Origin of the sequence: Mesorhizobium sp. M0496, from assembly GCF_040321205.1 — a bacterium.
Taxonomy (GTDB): domain Bacteria; phylum Pseudomonadota; class Alphaproteobacteria; order Rhizobiales; family Rhizobiaceae; genus Mesorhizobium.
In genome coordinates this window covers 159,987-176,443 of the sequence record NZ_JAMYRC010000002.1, presented here as the reverse complement: position 1 = coordinate 176,443, position 16,457 = coordinate 159,987, and the positions used below count along the sequence as shown (strand labels likewise).

Sequence of the window (16,457 nt, the reverse complement as noted above, 5' to 3'; positions counted from 1 at the left end):
CTTCCTTCTCCCCGTTCACGGGGAGAAGGTGCCCGAAGGGCGGATGAGGGGCAGCGCTATGCGAGGCAGTAATGAGCCAAAGGTAGCGAGAGCCCGTCAGCTGCGAAAAGTCGAGAATGATGCCGAGGAATGGCTGTGGCACGAACTGCGTGGGCGACGATTGAATGGCCACAAATTTATTCGCCAACTGCCGATCGGCCCCTACTTCGCCGATTTCGCCTGCCGAGAGGCCAATCTGGTTGTGGAAGTCGATGGAAGCCAGCACGCAAATCGATCTCATGATCGATACAGGGACGAAACCATGAACAGGAACGGCTGGTCGGTATTGAGGGTGTGGCACGCTGATGTCCTCACGGACCGCAGGAGCGTGCTGGAGACGATTGTTGCAGTCCTGGACGGTCGGTTGGATGAGAGAATGATCGGTATCGACGCGAAATTTCTGCCGTCAGCCACGCCAGAGGAAAGATGATGAGCGTTTGCGCCGCCCCTCATCCGCCCTTCGGGCACCTTCTCCCCGTAAACGGGGAGAAGGGAAGAAGATGACCAAGAAACCCGACCTTCTACGCGACAACGAGCTGATCTATGGCCGGCTGCTGACGGTCGACGAGCCGCACCTCATCCAGCGCTACAACAAGGCGCTCGCCGCATTCGGCTTGAAGCCGACGAAACTGAAGAGCTTCCAGATCGACCGCACCGGCTTCTCGCCCGAAGTGGCCGAGGAATGCGACGACTACGACTATCTCGATCCCAACGAGGTCAACCGCCGTTTCATCATCCTGACGCCATCGCAGATCGACCTGCCGGTGGTGCACACGGCCTTCTCCAACACCTCGCAGCTGATGTTCGAGTTCATGTCGAAGAACCAGCGCGCCATCGATGCGCTGACCATCAAGGACGTAATCTACGGCGAGATTGAGGATTCCGTTCCCAAGGTCAACGACATCGAGGACCTGCTGTCGATCAACCAGGTCGAGTTCAAGGTGCTGTCGGCCGAGGATGTGCTGGGCAAGGCCGCCGAACTCGGCAAGCTCGTCGACCGGCTGAAGCAGGAGCCTGATGCCTGGCGCGACAACGCCATGCTGACCCGCATGGTGGAACTGGCGAAGATCTGCGGCGATATCCGCGAGAACGCGCTGGTGCCGGACCAGGTGATCTTCCGCCACAACGCTTACTGGACCAGCCATTTCGGCGGCCTCTATGTGTTCGTCGACCCTGATATGACGACCGTGATCAGCGATCCGGCGGCTCCCGGTTTCCGCCGTTCGCGACCGTGGCAGGTCAGCTATATCTCGATCAGCGACGCCGACAAGGTGTTCAAGTTCCTCGCTACCACGGGCCGCATCGAGCTGCCCCGCGCCTCCTGGGTCGAGGCCTCGGGCTATCTCGAGCACCGCGCCGAGATGGTGGTGCGCGCGCTGATCCGCGATGCAGACCCGAACCGCAACCTGACCGATGTCGACAAGGTCTGGCTGCAGACCTGGATCCAGAGCCATGCCGACCTGATCGCCAAAGACGGCAACTTTCCCTTCCTCAACGCCGCCAAACGCGAGATCGCCCAGCTCGGCCACCTCAAGATCGAGGATGTCTTCCCGCAGCAGCGCTTTCTGGTCATCCGCGCAAAGCCTGATCATCCCGACGCCTGGCTGACCAACCGGCTGATCTCGGATTTCGTGCCGTCGGACTTCGTCTCGCGCTACATCTTCAACAAGCAGGGCTTCTACGAGGACTATGACGGCTTCAGCGACGCCTGGCGATCGCATGTTGTGGACGTTCTCAAAACCACATATTTGAAGGACAAGGTGGCGTTTCGCACACGCCTCTACGGCCTGACTGACTAGAACGAAATGAACCGTAGTTTCGTTCTAACTTATTGTTTTGGTGCATGATGTTGTCCAAAAAGTCTGCAACTTTTTGGCATCATGCTTTGAGGGGATGACATCGCCATGCTCGATCCGATCGTGAACTTCTTCACCCGGATTTTCCAGTGGATCGGCCGCGGCATCGGGCTTGTGATCGGCGTGATCCTGTGGCCGTTCCTGTGGGCCGGGCGTTGGTACACGCAGCGCGGCTGGATCCTCAAGGCCGCGGTTGGCCTGGCTTTGCTGGTGCTGATCGGCCTCTACGCCAATTTCTTCTACGCCACCCAGTGGTGGAACAATTTCAACCCGAACTACCCTGACACATACACTTTCGAGAAGCGTAACGTCTCCGCCGGCGAACAGGTCGCCGCGGGCTCCGGCACCGACACAGCCAAGACCTGCGGCAACTCCGGCATCGCCCAGGTGGCGGCCGACCTGACCGATTTCAACGTCAACCAGAATGCCTGGATCTCGTCGATGATCCTTTACAAGATCGGCCTGTTCGGCATCGACTGGGACAACACGCCGTGGATGGACAACAAGGCCTCGTTCCAGCGCGGCATCAACCAGGCGGTGCGGCGCACCGCAACCGAACTCGCCGACAATCTCGGCCGCGTGCGCACCACCTCGCAGATCGACAGCGATCTGCAGAATGCCCGCGGCAATCTACAGTTCGACGAGGAGACCTGGTATTTCGGCCTGAACCCGTTCGGCCCCAAGACGCCGACGCCTAGCTATTATCGCGACGCCGTGCGCATGCTGCGTTCCTTCAATGCTCGCCTCGCCACCTGCCAGGCAACGTTCGACGCCCGCGCCGACAATCTGAAACAATATATCGATCGTATCTCGTCCGACATCGGCTCGACCTCGGCGATCCTCAAGGAACGCGCTGAAAACCACAACAATGGCTGGTTTGACTTCCGCGCCGACGACCGCTTCTGGTTCGCCTATGGCCAGCTCTATGGCTATTACGGCCTGATGAAGGGCGCCCAGGCGGACTTCGAGGACGTCATCAAGGAAAAGCACCTGCAGAACCTGTGGGACACGATGGACTCGCAGTTCGTCTCGGCGCTGCGCATCCAGCCCTTTATCATCGCCAATGGCCGCGAGGACGGCTGGATCTTGCCGACGCATCTGACTACGATGGGCTTCTACGTGCTCAGGGTGCGCTCCAACATGGTCGAAATCAGCAACGTTCTAACCCAGTAACGCTGTTCCACCGCGGATCGGGTGATGGCGAATTTGCGCCGTCGCCTCTGTCGCATTCCGTGCATTGTGCGGCTGTTTTGAGACGGCGGCGCGACGCGTCCTCTGGCTTCTATACGGCGCGGCAACGGAGCCAGGAAGAACCGATGACAGGTCGGCCGGTCCGCAGAGGAATTTTCTCTATAGGAAACATAGTTGCATGCAAGTTGACGCCGCGGCAGCGACAGGGTTAGAACATGCCCGCGCCCGGTTGCAACCTGCCTGCGAGTGACATCAAACCCGTCCCCTCCACCGTCCAATCCAGAGGAAAGCCGTTATGGCCGAAGTGAAGTCCGACATCGAGATCGCGCGCGGCGCCAGGAAAAAGCAGATCCAGGAGATCGGCCAGAAGATCGGCATCCCGACAGAACATCTGCTGCCCTATGGCCATGACAAGGCGAAGATCTCCGCCGAGTTCATCAAGTCGGTGAAGGGCAACAAGGACGGCAAGCTGATCCTCGTCACCGCCATCAATCCGACGCCGGCCGGCGAAGGCAAGACGACGACCACGGTCGGCCTCGGCGACGGCCTGAACCGCATCGGCAGGAAGGCCATCGTCTGCATCCGCGAGGCCTCGCTCGGCCCGAATTTCGGCGTCAAGGGCGGTGCCGCCGGCGGCGGCTATGCGCAGGTCGTGCCGATGGAGGACATGAACCTCCACTTCACCGGCGACTTCCACGCCATCACCACGGCGCACAATTTGCTTTCGGCGCTGATCGACAACCACATCTATTGGGGCAATGAGCTCGGCATCGACAACCGCCGCGTCGTCTGGCGCCGCGTGATGGACATGAACGACCGGGCGCTGCGCGAAATCATCTGCTCGCTCGGCGGCGTCGCCAACGGCTTTCCGCGCGAGGGCGGCTTCGACATCACCGTCGCCTCGGAAGTCATGGCGATCCTTTGCCTGTCGACCGACCTGAAGGATCTTGAAAAGCGCCTTGGCGACATCATCGTCGCCTATCGCCGCGACAAGTCGGCGGTCTATGCCCGCGACCTCAAGGCCGACGGCGCCATGGCTGTTCTGCTGAAGGACGCCATGCAGCCGAACCTGGTGCAGACGCTGGAGAACAACCCGGCCTTCGTGCATGGCGGCCCGTTCGCCAACATCGCGCATGGCTGCAACTCGGTCGTCGCCACAACGACGGCGCTGAAACTCGCCGATTACGTCGTCACCGAAGCCGGCTTCGGCGCCGATCTCGGTGCTGAAAAATTCTTCGACATCAAGTGCCGCAAGGCGGGCCTGAAGCCGGCAGCCGCCGTCATCGTCGCCACCGTGCGCGCCATGAAGATGAATGGCGGCGTCAAGAAGGAAGACCTCGGCAAGGAAAATGTCGAAGCGGTGAAGAAGGGCTGCGCCAACCTTGGCCGCCACATCGAAAACATCAGGCAGTTCGGCGTGCCGGCGGTGGTCGCCATCAATCACTTCTATTCCGACACCGACGCCGAGATCCAGGCGATGAAGGACTATGTCGCTTCGATGGGTGAGGAAGCTATCCTGTGCAAGCACTGGGCCCATGGCTCGGCCGGCATCGAAGACCTCGCCAACAAGGTGGTGGCGCTGGCCGAATCCGGCGCTTCGCAGTTCGCGCCGCTCTATCCCGATGCCATGCCGCTGTTCGAGAAGATCAATACCATCGTCCAGCGCATCTATCGCGGCTCGGAGGCGATTGCCGACAAGTCGGTGCGCGACCAGTTGCACGCCTGGGAGCAGGCCGGCTATGGCCACCTGCCGGTATGCATGGCCAAGACCCAGTACTCGTTCTCGACCGACCCGAACCTGCGCGGTGCGCCGACCGGCCACACCGTGCCGGTGCGCGAGGTCAGGCTTTCGGCGGGTGCCGGCTTCGTCGTCATCATCTGTGGCGAGGTCATGACCATGCCCGGCCTGCCCAGGGCGCCGTCCTCGGAGAAGATCTTCCTCAACGAAATGGGCCAGATCGAAGGCCTGTTCTGAGACCTTAAGTCTCGACAATAAAAAGGGCGCCGCAGCGATGCGGCGCCCTTTCTGTTTTCCGATAGCCCTACGCGGCGCTGCGCGACAGCGCCCGCTGGTTGGAACCGTAGATCGTGTCGCGCTCCGGCAGCGCGCCGGTCTTCAGGCACTCGACCCATTCGGCGGTTTTGAGCACGGCGGCGAAGCGCGACTGCAGGATGATCGTGACCACGCGGTGGATCTCCTCGGCCGAGGCGTAGCCGGCGCTGTTGGCGTAAGGCACCGAGCCGGTGGCGTCGGACAGGAACTCGACGGCAAAGCCCATATGCACGGCGTGGATGATGGTCGACAGGTCGCAATTGTGCGTCATGTAACCGACCACCGTGATCGTATCGATGGCATTGGCGCGCAGCCAGTCCTCCAGATCGGTGCCGGTGAAGGCGGAGGGCAGGTTCTTCTCGACATAGTGGTCGCGCTCGCGCCTGGCGATCTCGGGATGGAGTTCGCCGCCATGGCTGCCCTTGGCGAAGATCGGCGATGTCTCCGGCGCCATCTGCTTGACGACCACCACCTTGATGCCGGCAGCAGTCGCCGCATCCATCGCCCGTGCCACATTGACGACGCTGTCGCGGAATGGCGGATGCTGGATGGCGAGATTGCCGCCGTCATAATCGTTCTGCACATCGACGACGATCAGCGCCCGGCGCGGCGTGGTGTTGGCTGGGTCAGACATGGTGTTTTCCTTTCCGGCTTGAATGCGATGGGCCGAAGATAGGCGGGTTGCCAGATCGCTGAAAGTGGCCCGATTGACATCATTCGAAAGAATTGGGACAATCCGTGCTCACTCGCTGGAAGCACCCATGACCGACCCGATCATTGCCGTCCTCGCCTTCGACGGCATCAGCCCGTTCCATCTTTCCGTGCCATGCCTGGTGTTCGGCGAGGACAGGACGGCGCTTGGCCTGCCGCGCTTCGACTTCCGCATCTGCGCGGCCAAGGCCGGCCCGATCCACACCGAGGCCGGCTTGACCGTTGCCGCCCCGCATGGGCTCGAAGGACTCGACGGCGCCGACATCGTCATCATCCCAAGCTGGCATCATCTCGGCGAGCCGGCGTCGCCGCTGCTGATGGAGGCGCTACGCCGGGCTCATCAACGCGGCGCTTTGATCGTCGGCCTATGCCTTGGGACCTTTGCCATTGCCGCTGCCGGACTGCTTTCCGGGCGCGCGGCTGCGACGCACTGGGCCTATTCCGAGCAGCTGCAGAAACTTCATCCCGACATCGTCGTCGACCCGACGGTGCTCTATGTCGACAATGGCGATGTCGTGACTTCGGCCGGCGTCGCCGCCGGCCTCGATTGCTGCCTCCACATCGTGCGCGCCCGCTATGGCGCGGAGGCAGCACTGCGGCTCGCTCGCCAGATCGTCCTTTCCCCGCACCGGCAGGGTGGGCAGGCGCAGTTCATCGAGCATCCGGTGGCAAGAAGCGCCGACGCCGACCGGTTCACCCAGGCCCTCGACGCGGTTCGCGCGACGCTCGGCGAGACGCACAGCCTGGACAGCGTCGCCGATGCCGCCGGCCTGACAAGGCGAACCTTCACCCGTCGCTTTCAAAAATCGATCGGCACCAGTTTCGGCGAATGGCTGACCGGCCAGCGGATCGAACTGGCACAGCGGCTGCTGGAGGCAACGGAAAAGTCGATGGACATGGTAGCGTTCGAAGCCGGCTTCGGCAGCGCCACCTCGCTGCGCCAGCATTTCGCCGCGCGGCTCAGGACATCGCCGGCGCAATACCGGCGCGAATTCTCCAGGCGGCCCGATCAGGAGCGAGTACATGGAGCACGGCCTGTTGCACTGATCCCGTTCAATCCCGCGTGACCGCCCGGGCCGGGTTGCCGACCACCGTTGTGTTCGCGGCCACGTCGCGCGTCACCACCGCGCCCGCGCCGACGATGGCGCCCTCGCCGATGCTGACGCCGCCAAGGATGATCGCGCTGCCGCCGATCCAGGCATTGGCGCCGATCTCGACCGGCCTGGCGATCTCCAGTCCGGCTTGCCGCCCGCTGGCCTCCTTGTGATGCTCGGCGCAGTAGATCTGCACATTGGGACCGAGCAGCGTTCCCTTGCCTATGCGCACGCTCGCCGTATCGAGGATAGTGCAGCCAGCATTGAGAAAGACGCCGTCGCCGAGAAAGATGTTGAAGCCATAGGCGCAGTGGAACGGCGCCTCGATGCGGACGCCCTCACCGGCCTTGCCGAGCAACGCCTTCAGGCTTGGCTCGAGATCGCCGCGCTGCCGCGGCGGCAGGCAATTGTGCTCGAACACCGCGTCGCGCGCTGCCGCCCGCAAAACCTCCAGTTCGTCGTCGAGGCACGTGTACCATTGGCCAGCCGCCATTTTTGCGCGTTCGCTTCCAGCCATGACGATGTCTCCATGTGACGTCACTGCCAAAGCACAATTGCAGTTAACGGGAAAGTGCCAGCGCCCCGGCAGCACCCGCGCAAATCCATTCGGATTTTTCGCAGTCATGCGCTGGTCAAATGCCGGACCTATGCTAGCCTGCTCTTGCCGGACTGTCCCGGCCCGGCGATCGAGGGGGATCGACGATGCTGTATATTCTCGCACTTCTGATCGGCGTCATTGCCGGTCTTCGCGCCATGACCGCACCGGCCGCCGTTGCCTGGGGCGCTTGGCTCGGCTGGCTGCCGGTTGCCGGCACCTGGGCGAGCTTCATGAGCCACTGGGCCGCTGTCGGCATCTTCACCATCCTGGCCATCGTCGAGCTGGTCACCGACCAACTGCCGTCGACGCCGAGCCGCAAGGTGCCGCAGCAATTCGGCGCCCGCATCATCATGGGCGCTTTCACCGGCGCGGTGATCGGCGCGACAGGCGGCGCCACCGTCGGCGGCCTGATAGCCGGCGCCATCGGCGCTGTCATCGGCACGCTGGGCGGCGCCGAAGCACGCGGACGGCTGGCAGCCGCCTTCGGCAAGGATCCTCCCGCCGCCTTCATAGAGGACGCGGTGGCGATCGTCGGCGGCCTGCTGATCGTGGCGGCGGTGACATGACGGCAAAAGCCTTCGACGCCATCGTCATCGGCGCCGGACAGGCCGGCCCTTCGCTGGCCGGCCGGCTGAGTGCGGCCGGCATGAGCGTGGCGCTGATCGAGCGCAAGCTGGTCGGCGGCACCTGCGTCAACACCGGCTGCATGCCGACCAAGACCATGGTCGCCAGCGCCTATGCCGCGCACCTGGCGCGGCGTGCGGCCGACTATGGCGTCACGCTCGGCGGCCCCGTCGGCGTCGACTATGCCAGGATCAAGGCGCGCAAGGACAAGGTGACGATCGACGCCCGCACCAATCTCGAGACCTGGATAGCCGGCATGAAGGGCTGCACCCTCTATCGCGGCCATGCGCGCTTCGAATCCGCCAACACGGTCCGCGTCGGCGACGACCTCCTGACCGCCGAAAAAATCTTCCTCAACACCGGCGGCCGTGCCTCGGTACCCGACCTGCCCGGCATCCACGACATCGACTACCTGACCAATTCCTCGATGATGGATCTCGACGTGCTGCCACGCCATCTCATCGTCGTCGGCGGCAGCTATGTCTCGCTCGAATTCGCGCAGATGTTCCGCCGCTTCGGCAGCGAAGTCACCGTCATCGAGAAGAGCCTCCGCCTGACCGGCCGCGAGGACGAGGATGTCTCGGCTGCCATCCTGTCGATCCTCGAAAACGAAAGTATCGCCGTTCACCTAGGTGCCGACGACATCAGCTTTGCGAAGCAGGGCAAGGGCATCGCAGTGACCTTCTCGGCCGGCAAACCGCCGGCGGTCGGATCGCATGTGCTGCTGGCCCTCGGACGGACGCCCAACACCGACGACCTCGGCCTGGAAAAGGCCGGCGTCGAGGTCGATCGGCGTGGCTTCGTCACCGTCGACGACCAGTTGCGCACCAGCGTGCCCGGCATCTGGGCGATGGGCGACTGCAACGGCAAGGGCGCCTTCACCCACACCTCCTACAACGATTACGAGATCGTCGCCGCCAATCTGCTCGACAACGACCCGCGCAAGGTTAGCGACCGCATCGAGGCCTATGCGCTCTACATCGACCCGCCGCTCGGCCGCTGCGGCATGACCGAGGCCGCGGTGAAGAAATCCGGCCGTCGCGCACTGGTCGGCCAGCGGCCGATGACCCGCGTCGGCCGCGCCATCGAAAAGGGCGAGACGCAAGGCTTCATGAAGATCCTGGTCGATGCCGACACCAGGGAGATCCTCGGCTGCTCGGTGCTTGGCCCCGGTGGCGACGAGGCGGTGCATTGCGTGCTCGACCTGATGTACGCCAAGGCGCCCGTCGACACGCTGGCGCGTGCCGTCCACATTCACCCGAATGTCTCGGAACTGCTGCCCACCATTGCCCAGGAACTGAAGCCGCTGGCCTGACAGCCTGTTGGCGACCCATTTCAAAGCCCCCTTCTTTTCTGCATTGCTGCAATGCAGCAATGCAACTTGCGAACGGTGGCGTCCTTCGCGCAGTCTCAATTTGAACCGATTCAGCCTGGACGCCCCATGCCCTTGCCGATCCTTGCGCTTGCCATTGCGTCCTTCTGCATCGGCACCACCGAATTCGTCATCATGGGCCTGCTGCCGGAGGTCGCCGCCGATCTCGGCGTGTCCATCCCCTCTGCGGGCCTGCTCGTCACCGGCTATGCGCTGGGCGTTGTCTTCGGCGCCCCGATCGTTGCGATGGCCACCGCGCATTTACCGCGCAAGCCCGTGCTGGTTGGCCTCGCCGTGCTGTTCGTCGTCGGCAATCTGTTTTGCGCCATCTCGCCCAACTACTGGACGCTGATGGCCGCACGCGTCTTCACCGCCTTCGGCCATGGCGCCTTCTTCGGTATCGGCTCGGTCGTTGCCGCCAGTCTGGTGCCGCGCAACAAGCGCGCCAGCGCGATAGCGCTGATGTTCGCCGGCCTGACGCTGGCCAACATCCTCGGCGTTCCGGCCGGTACGGCGCTTGGCGAAGCCTTCGGCTGGCGCGCCACCTTCGTTGCCGTGGTCGGCATCGGCCTGATCTCGGTCGCTGCCATCGCCTGGCTGGTGCCGTCCGGCGTCGCCGAACCGAGCGGTGGCGGCCTGCGCGGCGAGTTGCGCGTGCTGGGCAAGCTGCAGGTCTGGCTGGCCATGCTGATCGCGGCGCTGACCTCCGCAAGCCTGTTCACCGTTTTCACCTACATCAAACCCTATTTGACCGACGTATCCGGCCTATCCACCTCTGCGGTCACCTGGGTGCTGCTGCTGTTCGGCGCCGGCATGACCATCGGCAACATCATCGGTGGCAGGCTTGCCGACTGGAAACTGATGCCAACGGTCATCGGCACCCTGCTGTTGCTGGCGCTGCTGTTTGTCGGCTTCATGCAGTTCGGAGCGATAGCAAGCGTTGCCATCGGCATCGTCTTCCTCTGGGGCCTGCTCATCTTCGTCGTCGTGCCACCGTTGCAGATCCGCGTCGTCGAGGCGGCTTCCGACGGACCGAACCTTGCCGCCACGCTGAACCAGGGCGCCTTCAATGTCGGCAATGCCAGCGGCGCCTGGATCGGCGGTGTGGCCCTTTCCGCCGGTGTTTCCTATGCCAATTTGCCGCTGGTCGGCGCAGCACTTGCCCTGTTGGCGGTCACCGTTGCCGTGCTGTCGCAGGCGCTGGACCGGCGCATGCCGGTCATCCCTCTTCCGGCTCCCGCAGGGTAACCTCTTGCGCCTATAGCGCGGCAGGCTGGACCAATCGACATCGGCGTCTTCAAACGGGCATGTCTCATGCTCTTGATGGAGAAAGTCATGCAGAAATCGATCGAGCGCATCGCCGGCGAAAGCGAAGGCGTTTCCTACGAATTTCCGCTGTTCCGCTTCGCGGGCGCGGACAAGGCCGCCCCATCCGCCTATCTGCAGGCAGCGCTCCATGCCGGTGAATTGCCGGGCGTCGTCGCTATCGACGCGCTGATGCCGATACTCAACAAGGCGGAGGCTGAAGGCCGCATCAAGGGCAACCTCACCATCGTGCCCTGGGCCAACCCGATCGGTCGCGCGCAGTATCATTTCGGCGAGCACCAGGGCCGCTTCCATCTGGGCACGCGCACCAATTTCAACCGCGGTTTTCCGCTGCTCGCCGCACCCGAAGCCGCCCTCTTGCCCGACACCAGCCTTGGCAACGTCGACCAGCGGCTGAAGAGCCGGCTGGTGCAGCTATCGCTCGGCCATGACATCGTTCTCGACCTGCACTGCGACGACGAGGGCCTCGCCTATCTCTACGTCCACACCAGCCTATGGCCGGCAATGGCCGATTGCGCCGCCGCCATGGGCGTCGATGCGGTCGTGCTGTGGAGCGAAGACACCGATGGCACGTTCGAGGGCGCCTCGATCATGCCCTACCAGAACGTTCCCGCTGACATGGCGAAACTCGACCGACGCGTCGCCACCACGGTCGAATATCGCGGCATCCTCGATGTCGACGACGCCTTGGCCGCCTCCGACGCCGAAGGGCTCTACCGGCTGCTGGTGGCGCGCGGCGTGATCGCCGACACCACCCTGCCCGCGCCCGGTCCGTTCACCGGCGTCGTCGCTCCGCTGGAAAACATCGACATGATGCCCGCACCGCGGGGAGGCGCAGTGCTCTACGATGTAAAGCCCGGCGACCGCGTCGCCAGGGGCGCGCGCCTCGCCACTATCGTCCACGCGCCGGGCGAAGCCGATGGCCGTACCGAAGTCTTCGCGCCGCAGGACGGCATCATCCTGACCCGCCGCTCGCGCCGCATCATCCGCGCCGGCGAAGACCTGCTCAAGCTGGTCGGCGACAGGAAGAGCGCCGACGCCAGGTCGGGAACGCTGGAGGATTGAGGAAGCTTTGCCTCGTAGTTTGCCGAAGCACTCCATAGCTTCGTCATTCTAGGGCGAAGCAAGGAGCGAAGCGACGCGGCGCAGACCCTAGAATGACGAAGTTGCGAGGCTTCGGCCAATCCCAAACCCGTTGAATGCAGCATCACCCGCCTAGCCCGAAATAGCCTGCCGCGCCTTGGCCTCCAGCCATTCCGCCATCTGCCGGTAAGGCACCGGGCCATGGCTGATGCGGGCGACGCCGAGTTCAGCCAGCCGCTGGCGCGGCGGCACATGCGCCAGCGCGATGATGTTGACCGGCAACGCGATTGCCTTACAGAGCGCCTCGATGAGGCCCTCATCGCCAAGACCCGGCGCGAAAAAGCCGCTCGCTCCGGCCTTTTCATAGGCCCGCGCCCGTTCGATCGCCTGATCGAGCAGCGCCTTGTCATGCGCATCCGGCTTGGCCTTGAGAAAGATGTCGGTCCGGGCGTTGAGGAAAGCCGGTATACTCGATTCCCTGACGGCGGCCGCCGCGGCCTCGATGCGTTTCACCTGCACGGCAATGTCGTGCAGGCCAGTGCCGCCGACAATCTGATCTTCGAAATTGAAACCGATGGCGCCTGCTTGCAAGGCAAGCGTCACAGTATGGGCGACGGCTTCCGGAGCGATACCATAACCGCCCTCGAGGTCCATGGTCACCGGCAGGTCGACCGACCCGACAATGCGCCTGATGTTGTCGAGTGCCAGCTCCAGCGGGATCTTCTCGCCATCGGCATATCCGAACGCAGCCGCCACTGGCCAGCTTCCGGTGGCGATCGCCTTGGCGCCTGCTTTCTCGACGATCTTGGCCGAGCCCGGATCCCAGGCATTGTAGAGGACGATCGGGTTTCCCTTGACGTGGAGGGAATGGAACGTGCGCGCGCGCTCGATTTGCTCGGTCATCGGTGTTTCCCATGTTCCTGCTGTTGGATGAACAATCTAGGCCGCACGGTCGGCTCTGGCGATGTGCCATGAGATGCAGAAGCTGCGGCCACCGGACAGGCTTTTCAAACCTGTTGCGTATCCTCCCTTTCGCAGCTATGGATTTCGCGATGAACATGCGTTCGACCAAGACCATTTGGTGGTGGGCCTGCTGACAGCGGCCTGTTCGAACACGTGCGCGTGAAAAGAGAGGGTGGCCGCAACGGAAAGTCCGGGCGGCCATTTGTTTTTTCCAAGCCATTCCCGGGTCCGTTGCCCCAAAGAAGCTGATGGAGACGGAAATGACGATGAAGGTTCTGGATAACGGGGCGGAAAGTTTCGTGACCGCGGGTGGCGTGACCATCACCCGCGAGCGCCACGACCGGCCCTATGCGGGCGCGATCGACGCTTACGTCGACGGCCTGAATTCGCGCCGGGGTGCGGTATTTTCCTCCAACTACGAATATCCCGGCCGCTACACGCGCTGGGACACCGCCATCATCGACCCGCCGCTGGTCATCTCGGCGCGTGGCCGCGCCATGCGCATCGAGGCGCTGAACCGCCGTGGCGAGGCGCTGTTACCGGTCATCGGCAAGGCGCTGGGCGACCTGGCCGACGTGACCATCGCCGAAACGTCGAAGAAACTGATCCGCCTTGACGTCGCCAAGCCCGGCCGGGTCTTCACCGAGGAGGAGCGCAGCCGCGTCCCTTCGGTCTTCACCTTGCTGCGTGCCATCACCGCTCTATTCAAGACCGAGGAAGACGCCAATCTCGGCCTCTACGGTGCCTTCGGCTACGATCTCGCCTTCCAGTTCGACCCGGTCGACTACAAGCTCGAGCGCAAGCTAAGCCAGCGCGACCTGGTGCTGTTCCTGCCCGACGAGATCCTCGTCGTCGACCATTATTCAGCCAAGGCCTGGACCGACCGCTACGACTATGCCGGCGACGGGTTCTCGACGGAGGGGCTGCCGCGCGACGAAATCGCCGAGCCGTTCAAGAGCCCCGACCGGATCCCGCCCCGCGGCGACCATGAACCTGGCGAATATGCCAATCTGGTGCGCAAGGCGATGGATTCGTTCAAGCGCGGCGACCTGTTCGAGGTCGTCCCCGGCCAGATGTTCTACGAGCGCTGCGAGACGCAGCCATCCGAGATTTCGCGCAAGCTGAAGTCGATCAACCCCTCGCCCTATTCCTTCTTCATCAATCTGGGCGAAGGCGAATATCTGATCGGTGCCTCGCCCGAAATGTTCGTGCGCGTCAACGGCCGCCGCGTCGAGACCTGCCCGATCTCGGGCACCATCAAGCGCGGCGACGATGCCATTTCGGACTCAGAGCAGATCCTGAAACTGCTCAACTCCAAGAAGGACGAATCCGAACTGACCATGTGTTCGGACGTCGACCGGAACGACAAGTCGCGGGTCTGCGAGCCGGGTTCGGTGCGCGTCATCGGCCGGCGCCAGATCGAGATGTATTCGCGCCTGATCCACACGGTCGATCACATCGAAGGCCGGCTGCGTGAGGGCATGGATGCCTTCGACGCCTTCCTGTCTCATGCCTGGGCGGTCACCGTCACCGGCGCGCCGAAACTGTGGGCCATGCGCTTCATCGAACAGAACGAAAAGAGCCCGCGCGCCTGGTATGGCGGCGCGATCGGCATGGTCAACTTCAACGGCGACATGAACACCGGCCTCACCCTTCGCACCATCCGCATCAAGGACGGTATTGCCGAAGTGCGCGCCGGCGCCACATTGCTCTTCGATAGCATTCCCGAGGAAGAAGAAGCCGAGACCGAACTGAAGGCATCCGCCATGCTCTCCTCCATCCGCGACGCCAAGACAGGCAATTCCGCCAGCACCGAGCGCACCACCGCGCGCGTCGGCGACGGTGTCAACATCCTGCTCGTCGATCATGAGGACAGTTTCGTCCACACGCTGGCCAATTATTTCCGCCAGACCGGCGCCAATGTTTCGACCGTGCGCACGCCGGTGCCGGAGGAAGTGTTCGAACGGCTGAAGCCCGACCTCGTCGTGCTGTCGCCCGGCCCCGGCACGCCGAAGGACTTCGATTGCGCCGCAACCATCAGACGAGCGCGCGCTCGCGATCTGCCGATCTTCGGCGTCTGCCTCGGCCTGCAGGCGCTGGCCGAGGCCTATGGCGGCGAACTCAGGCAGTTGCACGTGCCGATGCACGGCAAGCCGTCGCGCATCCGCGTCTCCAAGCCGGGCATCATCTTCTCCGGCCTGCCCAAGGAGGTCACCGTCGGCCGCTACCATTCGATCTTTGCCGACCCGGTGCGGCTGCCCGACGATTTCATCGTCACGGCGGAAACCGAGGACGGCGTCATCATGGCCTTCGAGCACCGCAAGGAGCCGATCGCCGCTGTGCAGTTCCACCCGGAATCGATCATGACGCTCGGCCACAATGCCGGCATGCGCATCATCGAGAACATCGTCGCCCACCTGCCGCGCAAGGCCAAGGAAAAGGCCGCCTGACAATCATGGCCGAAACCGAGGACACAATGGCGATCGCGGCCAAGGCGGCCGCGAAGCGCAAGGTCGCCAACCTTGCCTTCTGGTCGATCATCATTGCCGCAATCGTGCTCGGCCTGAAGCTCGTCGCCTGGTACGTCACCGGCTCCGTCGCGCTCTATTCGGACGCGCTGGAATCGATCGTCAACGTCATCGCCTCGGCCGCCGCCTTCTGGGCGATCCAGGTCAGCTACAAGCCGGCCGACCAGGACCATCCCTTCGGCCACCACAAGGCCGAATATTTCTCGGCGGTGCTGGAAGGCGTGCTGATCGTGCTCGCCGCCCTTTTGATCCTCAACGAGGTCTGGCGTTCCTGGCAGACCCCGGCGCCGCTCGAACAGCCCTGGGAAGGTCTTGCCGTCAACGGCGTCGCCACGGTCATCAACGCCTTCTGGGCCTGGACGCTGATCCGCGCCGGTCGGGCCGAGAAGTCACCAGCACTGGTCGTCGACGGTCACCACATCATGACCGATGTGGTGACCTCGATCGGCGTCTTCGGCGGCCTCGTCGGCGCGATCCTGACCGGCTGGCAGATCCTCGATCCGGCGCTCGCCGTCCTCGTGGCGCTGAACATCCTGTGGCAGGGCTGGCATGTCATCGGCTCATCGATGAACGGCCTGATGGACCGCGCCGTCGACACTCAGGAACACATGCGCATCCGCGACGTCATCTCGGCCAATTGCAAGGGCGCGCTCGAGGTGCATGACCTCAAGACGCGCATCGCCGGCCGAGCCACCTTCATCGAGTTCCATCTGGTCGTCGACGCCGACATGTCGGTCGGCGCCAGCCACGTCATCTGCGACCGCATCGAGGACGCGCTGAAAGCCGAAATCCCCTCGGTGCGCGTCACCATCCACGTCGAGCCCGACGACGAGGCCAAGCTGCCCAAGGGCACGACGGCGGTGCCGTTTGCCTGAGGCGATTTCCCGTCACGACCTTGGAAAACTAGCTGGCGCCTCTCGACTTCGTCATCCACGGGCGGAGCAGGAGCGAAACTCCGTCGCGGAGACCCGAGGGTCCACGCCGCGACCTTGGCGGTGAAGTGCAGCGGAACACAATTC

General features: G+C 63.5%; 14 protein-coding genes. 11 read left to right on the top strand and 3 right to left on the bottom strand.

The genetic code is table 11. From position 1 onward, the window contains the following. Nucleotides 1–58: 58 nt before the first annotated feature. The 4 genes from NKI73_RS03995 to NKI73_RS03980 all read left to right on the top strand — a co-directional run bounded on the left by NKI73_RS03995 (nucleotide 59) and on the right by NKI73_RS03980 (nucleotide 5,061). Nucleotides 59–469, top strand: a complete 411-nt coding sequence (locus NKI73_RS03995; protein WP_352627561.1) for an endonuclease domain-containing protein — start codon at nucleotides 59–61, stop codon at nucleotides 467–469. Between the two features lie 70 nt (nucleotides 470–539). After that, on the top strand, nucleotides 540–1,838 hold the full coding sequence (locus tag NKI73_RS03990) for a DUF6638 family protein (RefSeq protein WP_352627560.1): 1,299 nt from the start codon (nucleotides 540–542) through the stop codon (nucleotides 1,836–1,838). 105 nt (nucleotides 1,839–1,943) lie between these two features. Beyond that, nucleotides 1,944–3,068 (top strand): DUF2333 family protein, encoded by a 1,125-nt coding sequence (locus tag NKI73_RS03985; RefSeq protein WP_352627559.1) that lies wholly within the window; start codon nucleotides 1,944–1,946, stop codon nucleotides 3,066–3,068. Between the two features lie 313 nt (nucleotides 3,069–3,381). Then, nucleotides 3,382–5,061: a formate--tetrahydrofolate ligase gene (locus NKI73_RS03980; RefSeq protein ID WP_352627558.1), complete on the top strand. Its 1,680-nt coding sequence runs from the start codon at nucleotides 3,382–3,384 to the stop codon at nucleotides 5,059–5,061. 67 nt (nucleotides 5,062–5,128) lie between these two features. Here the strand turns inward: NKI73_RS03980 and NKI73_RS03975 are convergent, their stop codons facing one another. After that, nucleotides 5,129–5,773 (bottom strand): cysteine hydrolase family protein, encoded by a 645-nt coding sequence (locus tag NKI73_RS03975; RefSeq protein WP_352627557.1) that lies wholly within the window; start codon nucleotides 5,771–5,773, stop codon nucleotides 5,129–5,131. Nucleotides 5,774–5,900: 127 nt separating this feature from the next. Between NKI73_RS03975 and NKI73_RS03970 the strand changes: the two genes are divergently transcribed. Continuing rightward, a complete protein-coding gene (locus NKI73_RS03970; RefSeq protein ID WP_352627556.1) occupies nucleotides 5,901–6,917 on the top strand; it encodes a GlxA family transcriptional regulator in 1,017 nt (338 codons plus the stop codon). Here the strand turns inward: NKI73_RS03970 and NKI73_RS03965 are convergent. Continuing rightward, nucleotides 6,904–7,461, bottom strand: coding sequence for a sugar O-acetyltransferase (locus tag NKI73_RS03965; RefSeq protein ID WP_352627555.1), 558 nt, complete (start codon nucleotides 7,459–7,461; stop codon nucleotides 6,904–6,906). The two genes, NKI73_RS03970 and NKI73_RS03965, sit on opposite strands and share 14 nt — an antisense overlap. Before the next feature lie 185 nt (nucleotides 7,462–7,646). Between NKI73_RS03965 and NKI73_RS03960 the strand changes: the two genes are divergently transcribed. From NKI73_RS03960 to NKI73_RS03945, 4 genes are all read left to right on the top strand, one after another. After that, nucleotides 7,647–8,108, top strand: coding sequence for a DUF4126 domain-containing protein (locus NKI73_RS03960; RefSeq protein WP_352627554.1), 462 nt, complete (start codon nucleotides 7,647–7,649; stop codon nucleotides 8,106–8,108). Beyond that, on the top strand, nucleotides 8,105–9,481 hold the full coding sequence (locus tag NKI73_RS03955; RefSeq protein ID WP_352627553.1) for an FAD-containing oxidoreductase: 1,377 nt from the start codon (nucleotides 8,105–8,107) through the stop codon (nucleotides 9,479–9,481). The genes NKI73_RS03960 and NKI73_RS03955 overlap by 4 nt, the downstream gene beginning before the upstream one ends. Nucleotides 9,482–9,607: 126 nt before the next feature. Beyond that, nucleotides 9,608–10,786 carry an MFS transporter gene (locus NKI73_RS03950; RefSeq protein ID WP_352627552.1) on the top strand — a complete coding sequence of 393 codons (1,179 nt, stop codon included), beginning with the start codon at nucleotides 9,608–9,610 and terminating at the stop codon, nucleotides 10,784–10,786. Between the two features lie 87 nt (nucleotides 10,787–10,873). Next, nucleotides 10,874–11,929 carry a M14 family metallopeptidase gene (locus tag NKI73_RS03945; RefSeq protein ID WP_352627551.1) on the top strand — a complete coding sequence of 352 codons (1,056 nt, stop codon included), beginning with the start codon at nucleotides 10,874–10,876 and terminating at the stop codon, nucleotides 11,927–11,929. Between the two features lie 150 nt (nucleotides 11,930–12,079). Here NKI73_RS03945 and NKI73_RS03940 read toward each other — a convergent pair whose 3' ends face one another. Continuing rightward, nucleotides 12,080–12,850 (bottom strand): isocitrate lyase/PEP mutase family protein, encoded by a 771-nt coding sequence (locus tag NKI73_RS03940; protein WP_352627550.1) that lies wholly within the window; start codon nucleotides 12,848–12,850, stop codon nucleotides 12,080–12,082. 320 nt (nucleotides 12,851–13,170) lie between these two features. Between NKI73_RS03940 and NKI73_RS03935 the strand changes: the two genes are divergently transcribed. After that, nucleotides 13,171–15,360: an anthranilate synthase gene (locus NKI73_RS03935; RefSeq protein ID WP_352627549.1), complete on the top strand. Its 2,190-nt coding sequence runs from the start codon at nucleotides 13,171–13,173 to the stop codon at nucleotides 15,358–15,360. Nucleotides 15,361–15,365: 5 nt separating this feature from the next. Continuing rightward, complete coding sequence (locus NKI73_RS03930; protein WP_352627548.1) at nucleotides 15,366–16,313, top strand: cation diffusion facilitator family transporter; 948 nt, start codon at nucleotides 15,366–15,368, stop codon at nucleotides 16,311–16,313. The last annotated feature ends 144 nt before the right edge of the window (nucleotides 16,314–16,457 follow it).

Bases quoted from the DNA above. Each gene is read 5' to 3' on its own strand.
- NKI73_RS03965 (WP_352627555.1), bottom strand. From the start codon at position 7,461: ATGGCTGGAAGCGAACGCGCAAAAATGGCGGCTGGCCAATGGTACACG.
- NKI73_RS03940 (WP_352627550.1), bottom strand. From the start codon at position 12,850: ATGACCGAGCAAATCGAGCGCGCGCGCACGTTCCATTCCCTCCACGTC.
- NKI73_RS03945 (WP_352627551.1), top strand. From the start codon at position 10,874: ATGCAGAAATCGATCGAGCGCATCGCCGGCGAAAGCGAAGGCGTTTCC.
- NKI73_RS03980 (WP_352627558.1), top strand. From the start codon at position 3,382: ATGGCCGAAGTGAAGTCCGACATCGAGATCGCGCGCGGCGCCAGGAAA.
- NKI73_RS03995 (WP_352627561.1), top strand. From the start codon at position 59: ATGCGAGGCAGTAATGAGCCAAAGGTAGCGAGAGCCCGTCAGCTGCGA.
- NKI73_RS03960 (WP_352627554.1), top strand. From the start codon at position 7,647: ATGCTGTATATTCTCGCACTTCTGATCGGCGTCATTGCCGGTCTTCGC.
- NKI73_RS03970 (WP_352627556.1), top strand. From the start codon at position 5,901: ATGACCGACCCGATCATTGCCGTCCTCGCCTTCGACGGCATCAGCCCG.
- NKI73_RS03950 (WP_352627552.1), top strand. From the start codon at position 9,608: ATGCCCTTGCCGATCCTTGCGCTTGCCATTGCGTCCTTCTGCATCGGC.
- NKI73_RS03930 (WP_352627548.1), top strand. From the start codon at position 15,366: ATGGCCGAAACCGAGGACACAATGGCGATCGCGGCCAAGGCGGCCGCG.
- NKI73_RS03975 (WP_352627557.1), bottom strand. From the start codon at position 5,773: ATGTCTGACCCAGCCAACACCACGCCGCGCCGGGCGCTGATCGTCGTC.
- NKI73_RS03955 (WP_352627553.1), top strand. From the start codon at position 8,105: ATGACGGCAAAAGCCTTCGACGCCATCGTCATCGGCGCCGGACAGGCC.
- NKI73_RS03990 (WP_352627560.1), top strand. From the start codon at position 540: ATGACCAAGAAACCCGACCTTCTACGCGACAACGAGCTGATCTATGGC.
- NKI73_RS03935 (WP_352627549.1), top strand. From the start codon at position 13,171: ATGACGATGAAGGTTCTGGATAACGGGGCGGAAAGTTTCGTGACCGCG.
- NKI73_RS03985 (WP_352627559.1), top strand. From the start codon at position 1,944: ATGCTCGATCCGATCGTGAACTTCTTCACCCGGATTTTCCAGTGGATC.